At 66.5% G+C, this 16,691-nt stretch carries 17 protein-coding genes; 7 read left to right on the top strand and 10 right to left on the bottom strand.

The annotated features are described in order from the left end of the window. Positions 1-25: 25 nt before the first annotated feature. Together OEJ36_RS24475 and OEJ36_RS24480 are read right to left on the bottom strand one after the other, a co-directional pair. On the bottom strand, positions 26-784 hold the full coding sequence (locus OEJ36_RS24475; RefSeq protein WP_263403732.1) for a thioesterase II family protein: 759 nt from the start codon (positions 782-784) through the stop codon (positions 26-28). Position 785: 1 nt separating this feature from the next. Continuing rightward, the gene (locus OEJ36_RS24480) at positions 786-1,004 is read right to left on the bottom strand and encodes an MbtH family protein (RefSeq protein WP_021220748.1); all 219 of its coding nucleotides are present in this window, start codon (positions 1,002-1,004) and stop codon (positions 786-788) included. A 312-nt stretch (positions 1,005-1,316) separates the two neighbouring features. Here OEJ36_RS24480 and OEJ36_RS24485 point away from each other — a divergent pair, with 312 nt between their 5' ends. Beyond that, positions 1,317-1,895, top strand: coding sequence for an RNA polymerase factor sigma-70 (locus OEJ36_RS24485; protein ID WP_031288207.1), 579 nt, complete (start codon positions 1,317-1,319; stop codon positions 1,893-1,895). A 153-nt stretch (positions 1,896-2,048) separates the two neighbouring features. Here OEJ36_RS24485 and OEJ36_RS24490 read toward each other — a convergent pair whose 3' ends face one another. Further along, a complete protein-coding gene (locus tag OEJ36_RS24490) occupies positions 2,049-3,047 on the bottom strand; it encodes a GNAT family N-acetyltransferase (RefSeq protein WP_263403733.1) in 999 nt (332 codons plus the stop codon). A 930-nt stretch (positions 3,048-3,977) separates the two neighbouring features. Then, positions 3,978-6,080, bottom strand: a complete 2,103-nt coding sequence (gene fusA / locus OEJ36_RS24495; RefSeq protein WP_043244693.1) for an elongation factor G — start codon at positions 6,078-6,080, stop codon at positions 3,978-3,980. 246 nt (positions 6,081-6,326) lie between these two features. Between fusA and OEJ36_RS24500 the strand changes: the two genes are divergently transcribed. From OEJ36_RS24500 to OEJ36_RS24520, 5 genes are all read left to right on the top strand, one after another. Continuing rightward, positions 6,327-6,974, top strand: a complete 648-nt coding sequence (locus OEJ36_RS24500) for a DsbA family oxidoreductase (protein WP_263403734.1) — start codon at positions 6,327-6,329, stop codon at positions 6,972-6,974. 55 nt (positions 6,975-7,029) lie between these two features. Next, on the top strand, positions 7,030-7,662 hold the full coding sequence (locus OEJ36_RS24505) for a TetR/AcrR family transcriptional regulator (protein WP_263403735.1): 633 nt from the start codon (positions 7,030-7,032) through the stop codon (positions 7,660-7,662). A gap of 38 nt (positions 7,663-7,700) precedes the next feature. Beyond that, on the top strand, positions 7,701-8,684 hold the full coding sequence (locus tag OEJ36_RS24510) for an MDR family oxidoreductase (RefSeq protein WP_263403736.1): 984 nt from the start codon (positions 7,701-7,703) through the stop codon (positions 8,682-8,684). A 150-nt stretch (positions 8,685-8,834) separates the two neighbouring features. After that, a complete protein-coding gene (locus tag OEJ36_RS24515) occupies positions 8,835-9,074 on the top strand; it encodes a hypothetical protein (protein ID WP_263403737.1) in 240 nt (79 codons plus the stop codon). A gap of 587 nt (positions 9,075-9,661) precedes the next feature. Beyond that, positions 9,662-9,889 (top strand): hypothetical protein, encoded by a 228-nt coding sequence (locus OEJ36_RS24520; RefSeq protein ID WP_263403738.1) that lies wholly within the window; start codon positions 9,662-9,664, stop codon positions 9,887-9,889. A gap of 461 nt (positions 9,890-10,350) precedes the next feature. Here the strand turns inward: OEJ36_RS24520 and OEJ36_RS24525 are convergent, their stop codons facing one another. From OEJ36_RS24525 to OEJ36_RS24550, 6 genes are all read right to left on the bottom strand, one after another. Then, positions 10,351-11,208 (bottom strand): SDR family oxidoreductase, encoded by an 858-nt coding sequence (locus OEJ36_RS24525; protein WP_263403739.1) that lies wholly within the window; start codon positions 11,206-11,208, stop codon positions 10,351-10,353. A gap of 80 nt (positions 11,209-11,288) precedes the next feature. Then, positions 11,289-13,853: a DNA ligase D gene (gene ligD / locus OEJ36_RS24530; RefSeq protein ID WP_263403740.1), complete on the bottom strand. Its 2,565-nt coding sequence runs from the start codon at positions 13,851-13,853 to the stop codon at positions 11,289-11,291. Between the two features lie 28 nt (positions 13,854-13,881). Beyond that, the gene (locus tag OEJ36_RS24535; RefSeq protein WP_263403741.1) at positions 13,882-14,763 is read right to left on the bottom strand and encodes a Ku protein; all 882 of its coding nucleotides are present in this window, start codon (positions 14,761-14,763) and stop codon (positions 13,882-13,884) included. A 20-nt stretch (positions 14,764-14,783) separates the two neighbouring features. Further along, a complete protein-coding gene (locus OEJ36_RS24540) occupies positions 14,784-15,026 on the bottom strand; it encodes a hypothetical protein (protein WP_263403742.1) in 243 nt (80 codons plus the stop codon). 68 nt (positions 15,027-15,094) lie between these two features. Beyond that, positions 15,095-15,589 carry an MgtC/SapB family protein gene (locus OEJ36_RS24545; RefSeq protein ID WP_263403760.1) on the bottom strand — a complete coding sequence of 165 codons (495 nt, stop codon included), beginning with the start codon at positions 15,587-15,589 and terminating at the stop codon, positions 15,095-15,097. After that, on the bottom strand, positions 15,583-15,735 hold the full coding sequence (locus tag OEJ36_RS24550) for a PSPA7_2676 family Cys-rich small protein (RefSeq protein ID WP_263403743.1): 153 nt from the start codon (positions 15,733-15,735) through the stop codon (positions 15,583-15,585). Before OEJ36_RS24550 ends, OEJ36_RS24545 begins: the two co-directional genes overlap by 7 nt. A 199-nt stretch (positions 15,736-15,934) precedes the next feature. Between OEJ36_RS24550 and OEJ36_RS24555 the strand changes: the two genes are divergently transcribed. Then, a complete protein-coding gene (locus OEJ36_RS24555; RefSeq protein WP_263403744.1) occupies positions 15,935-16,567 on the top strand; it encodes an NAD(P)-dependent oxidoreductase in 633 nt (210 codons plus the stop codon). The last annotated feature ends 124 nt before the right edge of the window (positions 16,568-16,691 follow it).

Here is a 16,691-nt window from a genome sequence, read left to right on the forward strand (position 1 = left end):
CGGCACGACGGCCGCGCCGGGCGGCTCAGCCGGCCGCCAGCGGTACCTGGCGCACAGTGCGGGTGCGCAGGCGCAACAGGTGCTGCTCGGCGTAGCGCTTGAGGGTGCGCAGCACGGCGGCTTCCTGTTGCTGGAGGAAGAAGTGATGCCCCTCGAACATGTCGAGGGAGAAGCCGGTGGCGGTCTCTTCCTGCCAGTCCAGCAGTTCGTCCACGCGCAGTTCGTCGGCCTTGCCGCCGAGCACGTGGATGGGCGCCTGCAGCGGCTGGCGCCGGCGGTAGGCGTAGCTGCCGGCGACGAGGAAGTCGGCCCGCAGGATGGGCAGCATCAGGCGCAGCAGCTCCTCGTTGGCGAGGGCCTCCTCGGGGGTGCCCTGGAGGCTGCGCAGCCTGGCGATCAGTTCGGCGTCGCTCTTGGCTTCGCGGTAGTCATCGACGTTGCGCCGGGCCGGGCCGGCGGTGGCCGAGGGGAACAGCGCCAGGGGCTCGGGCAGCCCCTTCTCGCGCAGGGCGTGGGCCAGCTCGAAGGCGAGCAGCCCGCCGAGGCTGTGGCCGAACAGCGCGTAGGGCTGCTGCACCTGGGGCGCGACTTCGCGGGCGAGCTGCGCCACCAGCGTGTCGATGCGGATGTGCAGCGGCTCGTCCATGCGCATGCCGCGCCCGGGCAGCTCCAGCGGCTGCACCACCAGCCAGGCAGGCAGGATGCGCCGCCAGCGGTTGTAGGTCATGGCGCTGGCGCCGGAATACGGCAGGCAGAACAGACGCAGGCTGATCGGCGCGTCCACCTCAGGCCACCACTTTGTCCTGGTCCATCTTCTGCCGCAGGCTCAGCGGGCGCATGTCGGTCCAGTTCTGCTCGATGAACTCGAGGCAGTCCTTCTTCAGGCCGCTTTTGCCGGCGGCGCGCCAGCCGGCGGGGATGGCCTTGTAGTCCGGCCAGATCGAGTACTGCTCCTCCTGGTTGATGACCACCTGGAAGATCACATCGTCACGATCGAAAACCATGTCGTTCTCCTGTCTGCGAAACCGTTGCAGCGGGGCCAGCTGCCCGCGCTTTCACAGAGGAGAACGGATGGAGACGAAAAATAATTAACGGAATTTCCCGGGGCCGGGAGCGCTTTCACCGTCGATCGGAAGGGTCTTCGCGGGGCGGGGCTGCAACAGCCCTGAAGCCTTTCCGTGCTCTTCTTCGAATATATGCATATTAATTATTCATCGCATTTGACAATGATTATCATTGGACATAATTTGTTACCCCGCTGAACAGGTCGCCCTTTTTCCGGCGCCCTTTGCCTACCCAAGCGCAAGGTGATTTCCATGACGGATCAACTGTCCACAAGCAGGTGCGATTCACCCTTACTCCAGGCATTCATCGATAACCGCACGATCCTTGTGAAGATCGCCGCGCGTATCACCGGATGCCGCTCCCGCGCCGAGGATGTGGTGCAGGATGCGTTCTTCAGGCTGCAGTCGGCTCCGCAGATCACCTCGTCGTTCAAGGCGCAGCTCAGCTACCTGTTCCAGATCGTGCGCAACCTGGCCATCGACCATTACCGCAAGCAGGCGCTGGAGCAGAAGTATTCCGGCACCGAGGAGGAAGGCCTCAACGTGGTGGTCACCCAAGGTGCTTCGCCCGAGACCTCGCACATCAACTACGCGACCCTCGAGCACATCGCCGATGCCCTGGCCGAGTTGCCGGCGCGTACCCGCTATGCCTTCGAGATGTACCGCCTGCACGGCGTGCCGCAGAAGGACATCGCCAAGGAACTGGGCGTTTCGCCGACCCTGGTCAACTTCATGATCCGCGATGCCCTGGTGCACTGCCGCAAGGTGACCCGTGCCGAAGCCGAGAAGGCCGCCGGCAACGACCAGGACCGCAGCGAAAAATCCGCCTGACCCCTCCCCCGTTTTCCGCCCCGGGCGCGACTCGCGCCCGGGGCGAACCTCCAGCCTCAGGCCAAACCCGTAGCCCGGATTTCAGCCCGGGGATTCCTTCGACGCCGGTCCCGGGCTGAAGCCCGGGCTACGCATTGAGAACGCGGCTCTGCCTCAGGCCAGCACGCAATGATCGAAGAAGCGTTCGCGGCCGATGGCCATGAGCGCGGCGCGCTTGTGCGGGAAGTCGAACTCCTTCTCCCGGTAGTAACCCAGGTTCTGCATGTGGCCGATCATCCGCGCGTTGTCGGCACGGGGCTCAGCCACCACGCGGCGGGTGCGCGGGTCGTCGAGGAACAGGAAGTGGGTAAGCGCCGACAGCCAGCTGGCCACCTTGTGCGGGCCGCGGTGGCTGTCCTCGCCCACCAGCATGTGGATGCCCCGGTCGTAGTCGTCCACCGCATAGAAGGGCGCGATGCGGTCTTCCTTGGCCCAATAGGCTTCGAAGTAGGCGAAGGGCTGGTCGTCGAAGCAGCCGATCAGGGTCAGCGCATGGGGGTCGTCATGCAGCTTCTGCAGGTAGCCGCGGTGCTGGTCGAGGTCGCCGCCCTCCTGCCAGAACGCCAGCACGCGGGGCGAATTCTGCCAGCGGTTGAAGCGCTCCAGGTCGCTGTCGATATCCAGCGCGCGCAGGGAGATCCAGCTGCCCAGGCGCGCATCGAAACGGCGGTAGAGCTCGCCGGTGGGCTTGGGCGGACGCTGCGGGTGGCGCTTGCCGTCGCTGATGACCATGCGCTCCGGGTAGGGGCTGGCGGCAGTGATCCAGGGTGCCGGCAGTTGCCAGAACTGCCCGCGCTCGCAGCGGTACTCCCCTGCCCCGGCCGCCACCAGCAGGCCGCTGGCCAGGGCCTCGGCCGGTGCCTGCGGCAATTGCCAGTGCAGGCGCTGGCAGGCCGGGTCGCGGGCCAGCAACCAGTAGCAGGCGGCGTGCAGAGCCTGCGCGGATGGCGGTGTGCCGAGCACCTGCAGGCGCGGTTCGGCGCCGCGCTGCAGCGCCAGGTCGATCAGCGGCTGGCCATCGAGGGTCAGGTGCAGGCGAGTGTCGGTTTCGTCGGCACCGAGGCTGCGCCCATCGGGCAGCGGGAGGTTCGACAGGGGGTTGTGCTGGGACATGGGCGGCTCGCGAAATGGGAGGTCTGTGCAACAGATGACGTCGGGACGCGAGGGAAAATTAGGGGAATTTCGTCGGTGGCGGTGGGTGCGGGTTTTCTCTATGTGCTATGGATCGGAGCGTGCATGCAAAGCACCGGTGCGTTACCCGAAGGGCAACGCACTCGGATCCTGATACAAAGCTCGATGGGAGGCTCTCGGGGTTACTGGACTGTGAGCTGCGGTGAGGTAGTGAATTGCAGACTGTCGAACCTGCAGTTCGCCACGCTTTGGTTCACAGCACTGAATCCTGCGGAGTTACTCCACGAACCTTGAACGACGGTGGAGGCAGACCCGCCGCAATTGATTCCAAGGAACGTCATATCTACGCCCGTGATAGCCATGGTAGTCAGGCTCGTGGCCTCCAGTTTCCAAGGCAGTCCCTTAGGTACGATGGATTGGCAGATCGAGTTACCCGAGAACGAGACCGAATTGACGACCATTACATTCGATCCATTCGAGTCAGTCTGGCCGCTAAGGCTCATCGAACAGCCTTTGACGACGAGGAGCGGCCCACCTCTGAAATCAACCAGGCCGCCACCTGTGAATGTGGATCCAGCAGGCAATACCTGAGCGAAGGCAACGGGCGCAATTGTAACGGTGGAAAGCAGAGCGAGGAGCAGACGAGCAGGTTTCATCTTCATTTTCACATTCCATGTTGTGAGGGCTCTTGCGAGCCAGGCAGGTGCCCAATCCGGGCACTGGCAGACTAGGTCACAACATGATTTCTCCATCCCTCACCAAAGTCGGGATGGCGTGTAACAGGCAGAGGGTACGTACCAACGCATGCCCCATCTCGGCATTTGGCAGTCTGAGCTTTCGCGTGAGGGACTCCCGGGCTGAAGCCCGGGCTACAGAGGCGGTCCTCTCATGGAGAGAGGGCCGCCGTAGGGGCTAGCCCTGTTTCTTGACGATGGTCTCGGCGATGTTGGCGGGGGCTTCGGCGTACTTGGAGAACTCCATGGAGTAGCTGGCGCGGCCTTGGGACATGGAGCGCACGTCGGTGGCGTAGCCGAACATCTCGCCCAGCGGCACCTCGGCACGGATGATGCGCCCGGCGGGGGCCTCGTCCATGCCCTGGATCAGACCGCGACGGCGATTGAGGTCGCCCATGACATCACCCATGTAGTCCTCGGGGGTGACCACCTCGACCTTCATGATCGGCTCCAGCAGCACCGCGCCGCCCTTCTGCGCCAGCTGCTTGGTGGCCATGGAGGCGGCGATCTTGAACGCCATCTCGTTGGAGTCGACGTCGTGGTACGAGCCGTCGAACACCGTGGCCTTGAGGCCGAGCAGCGGGTAGCCGGCGAGCACGCCGTTCTTCATCTGCTCCTCGATGCCCTTCTGGATCGCCGGGATGTATTCGCGCGGGATCACGCCGCCCACCACTTCATTGACGAACTCGAGGGTGTCCTTGCCGTCCTCGCCCGGTTCGAAGCGGATCCAGCAGTGGCCGAACTGGCCACGACCGCCGGACTGGCGGACGAACTTGCCTTCTATCTCGCACTTGTTGCGGATCTTCTCGCGGTAGGCCACCTGGGGCTTGCCGATGTTGGCCTCGACGTTGAACTCGCGCTTCATGCGGTCGATGAGGATGTCCAGGTGCAGCTCGCCCATGCCGGAGATGATGGTCTGGCCGGATTCCTCGTCCGAGCGCACGCGGAAGGACGGATCCTCCTGGGCCAGCTTGCCGAGGGCGATGCCCATCTTTTCCTGGTCGGCCTTGGTCTTGGGCTCCACCGCCACCGAGATCACCGGTTCGGGGAAGTCCATGCGTTCTAGGATGATCGGCTTGTCGAGGTCGCAGAGGGTGTCGCCGGTGGTGACGTCCTTCATGCCGATCAGTGCGGCGATGTCGCCGGCGCGTACCTCCTTGATCTCCTCGCGGGTGTTGGCGTGCATCTGCACCATGCGGCCGACGCGTTCCTTCTTGCCCTTGACCGAGTTGAGGATCGAGTCGCCGGAGCTGAGCACGCCGGAGTACACGCGGGTGAAGGTCAGGGTGCCGACGAAGGGGTCGGTGGCGATCTTGAAGGCCAGGGCCGAGAACGGCTCGTCGTCGTCGGCGTGGCGCTCGTCGTGGCGCTCCTCGTCGTCCGGGTGGGTGCCCTTGATGGCGGGGATCTCGATGGGCGCCGGCAGCAGTTCGATCACCGCGTCCAGCACCAGGGGCACGCCCTTGTTCTTGAACGAGGAGCCGAGCACGGCGGGGACGATCTCGCAGGCGATGGTGCGCTGGCGCAGGCCGGCCTTGATCTCCTCGATGCTCAGCGCCTCGCCTTCGAGGTATTTGTTCATCAGCTCTTCGCTGGCCTCGGCGGCGGCCTCCACCAGCTTCTCGCGCCACTCTTCGGCCTCGGCCAGCAGGTTGGCGGGGATCTCCTCCTCGCGGAAGCTGGTGCCCTGGTCGGCGTCGTTCCAGTAGATGGCCTTCATCTTCAGCAGGTCGATCTGGCCTTCGAAGTTCTCTTCGGCGCCGATGGGCAGCTGGATGGGCACCGGGGTGTGGCCGAGGCGCTGCTTGATCTGCCCGACCACCCAGAGGAAGTTGGCGCCGGCGCGGTCCATCTTGTTGACGTAGGCGATGCGCGGCACGCCGTACTTGTTGGCCTGGCGCCACACGGTTTCCGACTGCGGCTCGACGCCATCGGCGCCGCTGAACACCACCACCGCGCCGTCCAGCACGCGCAGGGAGCGCTCCACCTCGATGGTGAAGTCGACGTGCCCGGGGGTGTCGATGATGTTGAAGCGGTACTTGTCGAACTGCTTGGCCGAGCCCGACCAGAAGGCCGTGGTGGCGGCCGAGGTGATGGTGATGCCGCGTTCCTGCTCCTGCACCATCCAGTCCATGGTGGCGGCGCCGTCGTGCACTTCGCCCATCTTGTGGTTGACCCCGGTGTAGAACAGGATCCGCTCGGTGGTGGTGGTCTTGCCCGCATCCACGTGGGCCACGATGCCGATGTTGCGGTAGCGGTTGATGGGGGTCGCGCGGGCCATTGTCTACACCTCGTAATGGTCGGGGATGGGATCGGACGGGAACGGCACGGCCGCTCGGGGACACGAGCGGCGGAGCAGCCGGGGTGGATTACCAAGCATGGTTGAAGATGCCGCCGACGCAAGCCGCGAGGCGCTGCCGGGGCGGTGTTTTTTTAACCCGCGCCGATGACAGTCGTGCGATGCGTCGCCGTGCACGCGTTCGAGGCATAGACTGGGCGGCATCTTTCCATCACCGGAGCATTTCCCATGAGCAAGACCATCAGCATCGACTTCGTATCCGACGTGGTCTGCCCCTGGTGCGCGGTGGGCCTGGGCGCGCTGCAGCAGGCCATCGCCAACCTCGGCGACGAGGTGCGGGTGGAGCTGGCCTTCAAGCCCTTCGAGCTGAACCCGGATATGCCGCCCGAGGGCCAGGACATCGTCGAGCACATCCAGCAGAAGTACGGCAGCACGCCGGAACAGGTGGCCGCCAACCGCGAGCACATCCGCCAGCGCGGCGCCGAGGTGGGCTTCCGCTTCGACATGCAGGCGCGCGGGCGCATCTACAACACCTTCGACGCCCATCGCCTGCTGCACTGGGCGGAGCTCGAGGGGCGCCAGCTGGAACTCAAGCAGGGCCTGCTGGCCGCCTACTTCACCGAGGGGCGCAATCCCAGCGACCGCGCGGTGCTGGTTGAGGTGGCCGCTGCGGCCGGGCTGGACGCCGAGGCCGCGCGCGAGGTGCTGGAATCCGGCCGCTTCGCCGAGGAAGTGCGCGAGGAGGAGAACTTCTACACCAGCCACGGCATCCGCTCGGTGCCGTCGGTGATCCTCAATGGTCGCCACCTGATCAGCGGTGGCCAGCCGGCGGAGTATTTCGAGCAGGCGATCCGCCAGCTCGTTGCCGCCGAATAGCGGCCTTCACGCAGCACCATTGATTTTATAGACGATCGGTCTAATATCTCCCGTCATGACCGATTCCACTCCCCCGCCCCGTCGCGGCCGGCCACCCAAGGTCGCCCGCGGCAACCTCGACACCCGCGACGCCCTGGTGCGTTGCGGCACCGAGATCCTCACCGAACAGGGCTTCCTCAGCACCGGCATCGACACGGTGCTGAGCCGCGTCGGCGTGCCCAAGGGCTCGTTCTATCACTACTTCCAGAGCAAGGAAGACTTCGGCCACGCGGTGCTGGAGAACTACGCCGGTTACTTCGCGCGCAAGCTCGACCGTTGCCTGCTGGACGAGTCGCGCCCGCCCCTGGCGCGCATCGCCGCCTTCGTCGAGGAGGCCAAGGCCGGCATGCAGCGCTTCGAGTACCGCCGCGGCTGCCTGGTGGGCAACCTGGGCCAGGAGGTGACCCAGTTGCCGGAGGCCTTCCGCGAATCCCTGGAGGCCATCCTGCTCAGCTGGCAGCAGCGCCTGGCGCTGTGCCTGGAGGCGGCCAAGGCCGAGGGCGAGCTGGCCCCGGAGACGGATTGCGCGCACTGGGCGGCGTTCTTCTGGATCGGCTGGGAAGGCGCCGTGCTGCGCGCCCGGCTGGTGCGGGACAACGGGCCGCTGGACTGCTTCATCCAAGGATTTATCGCCGGGCTGCCCCGCTAGCCCGTCCCTTTCCACTGCTTCCCATGAGGAGACAACCGATGTTCAAAGGCATCCTGATCGACAAGGACGACGCGGGCTACCGCGCCACGCTGACCGAGCTGGACGAGGCGCAACTGCCCGAGGGCGACGTCACCGTGCAGGTCGACTACAGCACCCTGAACTACAAGGACGGCCTGGCCATCACCGGCAAGAGCCCGGTGGTGCGCAAATTCCCCATGGTCGCCGGCATCGACCTGGCCGGCACCGTGGAAGCCAGCGACAACCCCGCCTTCAAGGCCGGTGACCGCGTGCTGCTCAACGGCTGGGGCGTGGGCGAGACCCACTGGGGCGGCCTGGCGCAGAAGGCACGCCTCAACGGCGACTGGTTGATCCCCCTGCCTGCTGGCTTCACCCCGCGCCAGGCGATGGCCATCGGCACCGCCGGCTACACCGCGATGCTTTCGGTGCTGGCCCTGGAGCGCAACGGCGTGACCCCGGACAAGGGCCCGGTGCTGGTGACCGGCGCCAACGGCGGTGTCGGCAGCTTCGCCACCGCCCTGCTCGCCCGCCTCGGCTATCAGGTGGCGGCCTCCACCGGCCGGCCCCAGGAAGCGGATTACCTCAAGCACCTGGGCGCCGCTGAGATCATCGACCGCGCCAGCCTCTCCGAGCCCGGCCGGCCGCTGGGCAAGGAACGCTGGGCCGGTGCCGTCGACTCGGTGGGCAGCCACACCCTGGCCAACGTCTGCGCCGGCATCCGCTACGGCGGCGCCGTTGCCGCCTGTGGCCTGGCCCAGGGCATGGACTTCCCCGCCAGCGTCGCGCCCTTCATCCTGCGCGGCGTGACCCTGGCCGGCATCGACAGCGTGATGCGCCCGCGCGCCGACCGCATCGAGGCCTGGGACCGCCTGGTGCGCGACCTCGACCTGGCGCTGCTGGACGAGATCACCAGCGAGATCGGCCTCGGCGAGGCTGTGCTCAGCGCCAGCGAACTGCTCGAAGGCCGCGTGCGTGGCCGCGTGGTGGTGGACGTCAACCGCTGACCCTTCCGGGCGCCGCCAGCCTGGCGGCGCCCTCTGCGGCGCGCGATGCGCTGCCCCGATAATCACTATCAAGCCTGATGATTTCTGCCCCGACCGCCGCTTGGCTAATCTGCGCCCATCGCAACGCAGACAGCCGAACAGGAGGGCCAGATGCACAAGTCGATCGCACTCATCGCCCTGCTCGCCACCCTCGCGCTCGCTGGCTGCACCTCGCCGCAACACAGCGAGGGAACACCCTACACCGATGCGCAGGTCCGCCAGTTCGCCCTGGAGATGTTCGGCAAGAGCGGCCTGCCGCCCGACCAGTTGGCCAAGGTCCGCCGGGCGCTGCTGAAACAGGATCAACGGATGTCCAACGCCATCCGCGACGTGCAGCCGAGCAAGGGCTGAGTCACTCCAGATTGCATGCTCCTCCCATGGCCACCCCCCCCTTTGGCCAATATGCAGCTCACCCCCCGAGCTGCTTTTTTTTGCCCGCGAATCGGACACGTCCGCTAGGCGGTTACAGGGCCGGGAAGCAGAATCGACGGATTGTCATGAAGAAGGAGTAGAAAAAAGAAAGATTCGGATACAACCAGGTCCAAGTGGCCCTATCCAATCAACGGAGCTTGCCGTATGATCGCGCACCTAGTACCAAGCTGTAAGTCAATCCGGCCAGTCGCAGCCAGCGCTTCTCATGCGCATCGCGACGCCGGTCTCCTCGATGGTTACCTGACCCATGCCTCCCGCCAATCACTGGCAGCGCATTCGTCCTGGCCTCCCATCCAGAAGTCTGATCAGGACAATCACCGGGCCGGAACCTTGCCCACGATTACAACCTGGCATCCAAAGTACTTGGCTGGCACGCTCCGCTCACAGGCGGAACTTTCCGCCAGCTCATTCGCTCCGATAAGGATCATCCGGTGTGCCCATGGTGGGCGACGGATTCGGAGTTCTATTACGCGGCCCGATTGCCGCATTTTGCAGGACCTAACAATATGACTATCCATCACCAGGCCGAACAAGCCATTACCACCCTTACCCGCGCATTTGCGCCGCTCCAGTGTCAGATCACCGCGCCTTCCCGCAAGGGCGGCTTCAGCTTCACCATCGTCAGCGAGTACGGTGTCGCCTGCCACAGCCAGCGCATCTACCCGGAGCAGTACAGCAACTCCAGCCAGCTTCAGCAGGTGATCGATCGCGCCCAGCGCGCCCTCGCCGCCTGACGCCAGGCACGTCGACCCAAAGCCCCGCATAAGCGGGGCTTTTTCTTGCCTGCGATTTACCACGGTCGGTGCCGTCGGGCGTGGCACCCCTTGTAGGAGCGAATTCATTCGCGATGGAGTGCCCGGCCGGCTCGCGGCTCAGTGCCTGCGGCAGGTCTTTCGCGGCTGAAGCCGCTCCCACGGGAAGAGTTTGCAACGGGGCCGAACATCGCTGCGTTGGGCCTCGCGGCGCTCGGCACCAACCTACGGCACCGTGTCCAGCCCGAACCACGAAGCCAACCGGTGTGTAGGGTGGATGGCGCTCTTCTCATCCACCAAGCAACCTTGCAGCCCACACGCATGCCCACCTCGTGGGAGCGAATTCATTCGCGATGGAGTGCCCGGCCGGCTCTCGGCCCAGTGCCTGCGACAGGTCTTTCGCGGCTGAAGCCGCTCCCACACGAACATCGCCGCGTGCCGCCCTAGCCGTTCACCACGATGCCGCCGTTCACGTGCAGCACCTGGCCGCTGACGTAGGCCGAGTCCGCGCTGGCGAGGTAGACGTAGGCTGGGGCCACGTCCGCCGGCTGGCCGGGGTGGCCGAGGGGTGTTTCGGCACCGAAGTGGCTGACCTTCTCAGCATCGAAGGTGGAGGGGATCAGCGGCGTCCAGATCGGCCCCGGGGCCACGGCGTTGACGCGGATGGCGCGCTTGGCCAGGTTCAGCGCCAGGGAGCGGGTGAAGGAGGTGATGGCGCCCTTGGTGGAGGAATAGTCCAGCAGCGTCGGGTTGCCCTTGTAGGCGGTCACCGAACTGGTGTTGATGATGCTGGCCCCCGGGCGCAGGTGCGGCAGCGCGGCCTTGGTCAGCTGGAACATGGCGAAGATGTTGGTGCGGAAGGTCTGCTCCCACTGCTCTTCGGTGATGTCTTCCAGGCGTTCCTGCGGGTGCTGCTCGCCGGCGTTGTTCACCAGCACGTCCACCCTGCCCCATTTCTCGATCACCGCGTCGATGACCCGGCGGCAGAACTCGCCATCGGCCGCATCACCGGCGAACAGCAGCGCCTCGCGCCCGGCCGCCTGCACCTCCAGGCGCGTGCGCTCGGCATCTTCCACCTCGTTCAGATAGAGCACCGCCACGTTGGCCCCTTCACGGGCGTAGTGCACCGCCACGGCGCGGCCGATGCCGCTGTCGGCTCCGGTGACGATGGCGGTCATGCCGTCGAGCTTGCCGGCGGCCTGGTAGTACTCGCCGATGGTCAGCGGCTGCGGGCGCATCTCGGTCTCCTGGCCCGGTTGCTGGTCCTGGTGCTGGGGCGGAAGGGTCTGTTCATCGCTCATGGTCGTCTCCCGTATCAGTGCCTGTTAATCAACAGGACTGGCCCTGGCCCGGCCGGTTCAGGGAAATTCACCCAGCGGCCTCAGTCCTCCGGCACCGCTTCCAGGCGCTCCCACATGGCGCGGGTGATGCGCTGGCGGGCGACGTAGTCGTGCCAGGGGTCTCGATCCAGGCCATCCAGGCGCTGGCGCAGGTTGCCCAGGGTCCATTGCGCCGAGCCCTTGAGCCGCTCCAGCTCATCGCGCTCGATGGGTACCGACACCGGCAGCCCCGGCCGTGCGCGCACCGAGTAGGCGCACACGGTGCTGGCGCCTCGCTGGTTGCGCAGGTAGTCGACGAAGATGCGCCCGATGCGGTTCTTCGGTCCCATCTTGTCGACGAAGCGCTCCGGCAACTGGCGGGCGAGGAAACTGGCGATGGCCTTGCCGAACCCCTTCACCTCGTCCCAGCCGGCATGGCGCGCCAGCGGGACGACCAGGTGCATGCCCTTGCCGCCGCTGGTTTTCAGCCAGGCCTGCAGGCCCAGTTCATCGAGCACCGAAAGGGTCAGGCGGGTGGCCTCCTGCATGGTCTTCCAGGGCAGCTTGGGGTCCGGGTCGAGATCGAGGATCAGGCGGTCCGGCCGCTCGATGCGGTCGCTGGTGGCGCCCCAGGTGTGCAGCTCGATGGCGCCCATTTGCACCGCGCCCACCAGGGCCTCCAGCGTGTCGATCTCCATCAGCCGCGCGTGCCCGGGGTCCAGCGACGGGTCGAGGTGACGGATATTGGGAATCGCCAGGCGTTCGGCATGCTTCTGGAAGAACAGCTCGCCGCCGACGCCCTCCGGCGCCCGCAGCAGGGATACCGGGCGCCCCTTCAGGTGCGGCAGCACCCACTCGGCCACGTCCGCGTAGTAACGGGCCAGTTCCAGTTTCTGGGTGCCGCTCTGGTCGTCGATCACCCGCTGCGGATGGCTGATGGACACCTTGGCCAGGGTCTGGCGGCCACCCTCCCCGGCTTGCCCGGCCGTCTCGGCCGCCGCAGGTGCCTTCCTCAGGCTGGAGGCGCTACGCGGCTGCTCGCGGATGATCTGCTCCGCCGGCTTGTCGCTGCGCAGGGCGATGAACGCCGCCTGGCGCACGATGGCGTCACCGGTCCACTCGGCGAATTCCACCTCGGCCACCAGTTGCGGCTCCACCCAGTGCACACCCCGGCGCTGGCTGGCGGTCAAGGCCTTGGTCAGCGGGCTGTCCTTGCGGGCGATGGCCTGCAGGCGGCCGAGAATGTCGGCCAGCCGTGCCTCGTCGAAACCGGTGCCCACCCGGCCGGCGTAGCGCAGCTCCGCCCCGCCCGGCTCGTCGTGCACCGCCAGCAACAAGGCGCCGAAACCGCTGCGGCTGCCCTTGGGCGCGGTGTAGCCGACGATGACGAACTCCTGGCGCCGGCGGCACTTGAGCTTTATCCAGTCCGGGCTGCGGGCCGAGCGGTAGGGGCTGCCCGCGCGCTTGCCGATCACCCCTTCCAGGGACATGGAACAGGCGCTTTCCAGGATCGATTCGTGGCTGGCGGCAAAATCCTGGGAGAAGCGCAGCAGGCTGCGCTTGTGGCCCTTGAGCACCCGCTCCAGGGCCGCGCGGCGGTCCTCCAGCGGCTGCTGGCGCAGGTCGCGCCCGTCGAGGTGCGGCGCGTCGAACAGGTAATAGAGGATGCTGTGGCTGCGGCCGATCTCGAAGGCATTCTGCAGGCCCTGGAAGCTTGGCAGGCCGTCGTCGTCGAGCACCACCACCTCGCCATCCAGCCAGCTATCGCCCAGGTCCAGCGCCGCCAGGTCGCGGGCCTGCAGCGGCAGGCGCGCGGTCCAGTCGTTGCCGTTGCGGGTGTACAGGCGCACCTCGCCGTCGCGGATGCGGGCGAGGATACGGTAGCCGTCGAACTTGATCTCGTAGCGCCAGTCGCCCGAGGGTGGCGCATCCACCAGGGTCGCCAGCTGCGGCGCCAGGGTGTCGGGCATGCCCGGTTCGGCGCCCTCGCCCTTGCGCGCCTTGGCCGCCTTGCCAGCCCCCCTGGAAGCACGCGGACGAGCGGCCGGTGCATCGCTGCCCACATCGGCGCCACTGATCACGCTGGCCGGTTCGGCGGAGACGATGTCGTACTCGTCCGCCGGGCGCGCCACCTCGTCGTCCTGCTTGATCAGCAGCCACTGTTCCTTGTCGCCACTGCCTCGCAGGCGGGTGCGCACCAGGCTCCAGTCGCCGCTGAGCTTCTCGCCCACCAGGGTGAAGGTCAGCTTGCCGGCCGCATAGGCGGCGCGCGGGTCGCCATGGGGCTGCCAGATGCCGCGATCCCAGACGATCACATCGCCTGCGCCGTATTGCCCGGCCGGGATGCTGCCCTCGAACTCGGCGTAGCCCAACGGGTGGTCTTCCACATGCACGGCCAGGCGCTTGTCCTTGGGGTCCAGGCTCGGTCCCTTGGGCACCGCCCAGCTCTTCAGGGTGCCGTCCAGTTCGAGGCGGAAGTCGTAATGCAGGTGGCGGGCGTCGTGCTTCTGGATGACGAAACCGAGCGCACCGGCCTTGGTGCGGCCGGTGGGCCGTGCGGCTTCCCGGGGCTCGGAGGTGACGTCGAAATTGCGCTTGCGGTTGTATTCGCTGGAACGGCGGGCCATGGCGGGTCACCTCGGCGTGGATGCGGATTCAGCCAGCCTTGGCCTTGCTCCGTGATGGCTTGGCGCTGCTCTTGCGCGCCGGTTTGGCGGCCGCCTTGGCCGGCTTGGCCTTGCTGGCGGGCTTGCCGCCAAGGCTGCGCTTGAGCAGGTCGGTGAGGTCGATGACATCGGCGCTGCGCCGCTCCTCCTCGCCCGCTGGCGACTCCACCGCCTCGATGCGGCCCTGGCTGGCCTTGCGCTCCACCAGTTCCATGATGCGGTCGGTGAAGCTGTCGACGTACTCGTCCGGCTGCCAGTCGGCGCTCATGTCCTTGATCAGCCGCTTGGCCATGTCCAACTCGGCCTTGGCCAGCTTGGCGTCGGTCACCGCGCTGCCCAGCTCCAGGCTGTCCAGCCCGCGCACCTCGGCGGGCCAGCGCAGCATCACCAGCACCAGCGCGGACTCCAGCGGCATCAGCGCCGCCAGGTGCTGGCGGGTGTGCAGCACTACATTGGCCAAGGCCACCTTCGCGGTGCCCGAGAGCGCCTCGCGCAGCAAGGCATAGACCTTCTCGCCGCGCTTGACCGGTGCCAGGTAGTAGGGGGTATCGATGTGCTGCAGGGGGATGGCGGCGCTGTCGACGAAGGCGAAGATATCGATGGTCTGGGTCGCCTCGGGGTGGGCGGCGCGGATTTCCTCCTCGCTGATCACCACGTAGCGGCCCTTCTCCAGCTCCACGCCCTTGACGATGTCGTCCTTGGCCACTTCCTTGCCGGTGCGCTTGTTGACCCGCTTGTAGCCCACCGGGTCCATGTTGCGCTTGTCCAGCCAGTCGAAGTCCACGCCCTGGGACGAGGTGGCCGAAACCAGGCCCACCGGGATGTGCACCAGGCCAAAGCTGATGGCGCCCTTCCAGATCGCACGTGCCATGGGTCACCTCGCGGGCGGGCCTAGAGCGCCACGCCGTCGCTGTATATCACGCTGCCTTCCACGGTGATGTCGCGGATCTGTCGCAGCATGTTGTCGGCGGCGGTCTCCGCCTCGTTCTCGCACACGCAGCCCGGCGCCACCACCCAGAGCACGCGCACGCCGGCGCCTTCGCGCTTGGGCTGGTACTCGATCAGGCCGACGTAGTTCTGCCCTTCCCTCATGGCATCGGTCCATGCGGTGCAGTGTTTGAAGTCTCTGAACATGGCGAAAAGCTCCTTGTTGCTGACTGCCACACAAGGTTCTGAGTCGCGTCGGCGGAAAAGAGTTTCGCCTATCGCTTGTCGAGCTTTTCCAGGCGGGACACCAGGTGCGGTACCAGGTTGAGGATCACCAGCGCCACCAGGGTCGCCAATACCGCCGTGGCTTCGCGGCCGAGGCCGACGGTGACGCCGATGGCGGTGGTCAGCCAGAGGCCGGCGGCGGTGGTCAGGCCTTTCACCTCGGCCACACTGTCGCGCTTGAGGATGGTGCCGGCGCAGAGAAAGCCGATGCCCGCGACTATGCCCTGGATCACCCGGCTCATCGCATCCTGTTCGGCACCGGCCATCTGCGGCGCCAGGACGAAGAGCGCGGCACCCAGCGCCACCAGCATGTGGGTGCGGATGCCGGCCGCCTTGCCGTGCTGCTCGCGCTCGAAGCCGAGCAGGCCGCCCAGCAGCGCGGCCAGCAGTACGCGCAAGGTCACCCGGGTCGCCTGGGTGGGGTCATCGAGGTCGGAGAACTCGCTGGCGAGGGTCGCCAGGACCTGGTCCCACCAGGTCACGATCCACCGCGCTCCAGGGCGCCCGTCAGGGGCTGGTAACGACAGGCGCCGCAGCGGGCGCACACCTGGCAGAGCAGGTCTTCCTTGCCGATGTGCACCGAGGTGCTGGGCGACCAGGAACAACCACCGATCAGACAGAAGAGAGTCATGTCACCTCCACCGGCGGGTGCCGTATGACTAGCGGACTCATCTTTTTCGACTGTGGCACTTCGCCAAAGGTTTGCTGTTTTTTGCCCCGGGCGGGTGCTCCGTCCACCGGGAGCAATTGCTGAACCATTTTCGTCGCGCACCCTGTCTAGATGGAGAGCCCCACGCGGGAAAGCCTCACGACACTGCCAAGGAGCCCCCATGAAGAACCTCGAATCACCCGCCTATAAACTGGCCCTGTTCGGCGCCCTCGGCAGCCTGGGCAGCGCCATGCTGGTGGAAGCCCTGAGCCGGCAATGGGAAGCCACGGCGTTGCTCGACGACCTCAACGCCATTCCTTCGCGCCCCGGCATCCGCGCCAAGCTCGGCGAGCCCTTCGATGCCCTGGCTGTGAGCCACGCGGTGGCGGGCATGGACGCCGTGCTCTGCAACCTGTGCAGCCAGCCGCTGCTGGCCAGCGCCCGGCAGCAGGCGACGACAGAGTTCGAGGTGGAGTTCCGCGCCATCACCGCCCTGCTCGACGGCCTGGCGATGGCCAGGGTCAAGCGCCTGCTGGTGATCGGTGATTTCCGCTGGCTGGATGAGAAGGTCGGCTACCGGCCCGAACCCGGTGTGCAATTGCAACAGCGCCTGCTGGACAGCACCCTGGACTGGACCCTGGTGGACGCACCGAGCGTGGGCGGTGAAGACCTGTTCGCCATGGACGACTTCCTCACCCCCTCCGAGAGCAACGAACCCGATGCCCTGACGGCGCTACGCCGCTTCGCCGCCGCCGTGCTCGATGAATGCCAGCTGACCGTCCACGGGCACCAGCGGGTGCGCATCCAGGGCTGATCGGCCAGCCCAGGTCTCCGATAGGTGTTGCCTGAAGGTTTCGAGCCCAGCTGATTGCCGAGCGTTGCTGGTGCTTTTGGTTTCGCCCACCCGGGCGAGTCCCTTTTAACAATCGTCGGAATGC

The organism is Pseudomonas sp. PDM13, from assembly GCF_025685765.1.
In the GTDB taxonomy this organism is placed as follows: Bacteria; Pseudomonadota; Gammaproteobacteria; order Pseudomonadales; family Pseudomonadaceae; genus Metapseudomonas; species Metapseudomonas solani.

Bases quoted from the DNA above. Each gene is read 5' to 3' on its own strand.
- OEJ36_RS24480 (WP_021220748.1), bottom strand. From the start codon at position 1,004: ATGGTTTTCGATCGTGACGATGTGATCTTCCAGGTGGTCATCAACCAG.
- OEJ36_RS24485 (WP_031288207.1), top strand. From the start codon at position 1,317: ATGACGGATCAACTGTCCACAAGCAGGTGCGATTCACCCTTACTCCAG.
- OEJ36_RS24490 (WP_263403733.1), bottom strand. From the start codon at position 3,047: ATGTCCCAGCACAACCCCCTGTCGAACCTCCCGCTGCCCGATGGGCGC.
- fusA (WP_043244693.1), bottom strand. From the start codon at position 6,080: ATGGCCCGCGCGACCCCCATCAACCGCTACCGCAACATCGGCATCGTG.
- OEJ36_RS24500 (WP_263403734.1), top strand. From the start codon at position 6,327: ATGAGCAAGACCATCAGCATCGACTTCGTATCCGACGTGGTCTGCCCC.
- OEJ36_RS24505 (WP_263403735.1), top strand. From the start codon at position 7,030: ATGACCGATTCCACTCCCCCGCCCCGTCGCGGCCGGCCACCCAAGGTC.
- OEJ36_RS24510 (WP_263403736.1), top strand. From the start codon at position 7,701: ATGTTCAAAGGCATCCTGATCGACAAGGACGACGCGGGCTACCGCGCC.
- OEJ36_RS24515 (WP_263403737.1), top strand. From the start codon at position 8,835: ATGCACAAGTCGATCGCACTCATCGCCCTGCTCGCCACCCTCGCGCTC.
- OEJ36_RS24520 (WP_263403738.1), top strand. From the start codon at position 9,662: ATGACTATCCATCACCAGGCCGAACAAGCCATTACCACCCTTACCCGC.
- OEJ36_RS24525 (WP_263403739.1), bottom strand. From the start codon at position 11,208: ATGAGCGATGAACAGACCCTTCCGCCCCAGCACCAGGACCAGCAACCG.
- ligD (WP_263403740.1), bottom strand. From the start codon at position 13,853: ATGGCCCGCCGTTCCAGCGAATACAACCGCAAGCGCAATTTCGACGTC.
- OEJ36_RS24535 (WP_263403741.1), bottom strand. From the start codon at position 14,763: ATGGCACGTGCGATCTGGAAGGGCGCCATCAGCTTTGGCCTGGTGCAC.
- OEJ36_RS24540 (WP_263403742.1), bottom strand. From the start codon at position 15,026: ATGTTCAGAGACTTCAAACACTGCACCGCATGGACCGATGCCATGAGG.
- OEJ36_RS24550 (WP_263403743.1), bottom strand. From the start codon at position 15,735: ATGACTCTCTTCTGTCTGATCGGTGGTTGTTCCTGGTCGCCCAGCACC.
- OEJ36_RS24555 (WP_263403744.1), top strand. From the start codon at position 15,935: ATGAAGAACCTCGAATCACCCGCCTATAAACTGGCCCTGTTCGGCGCC.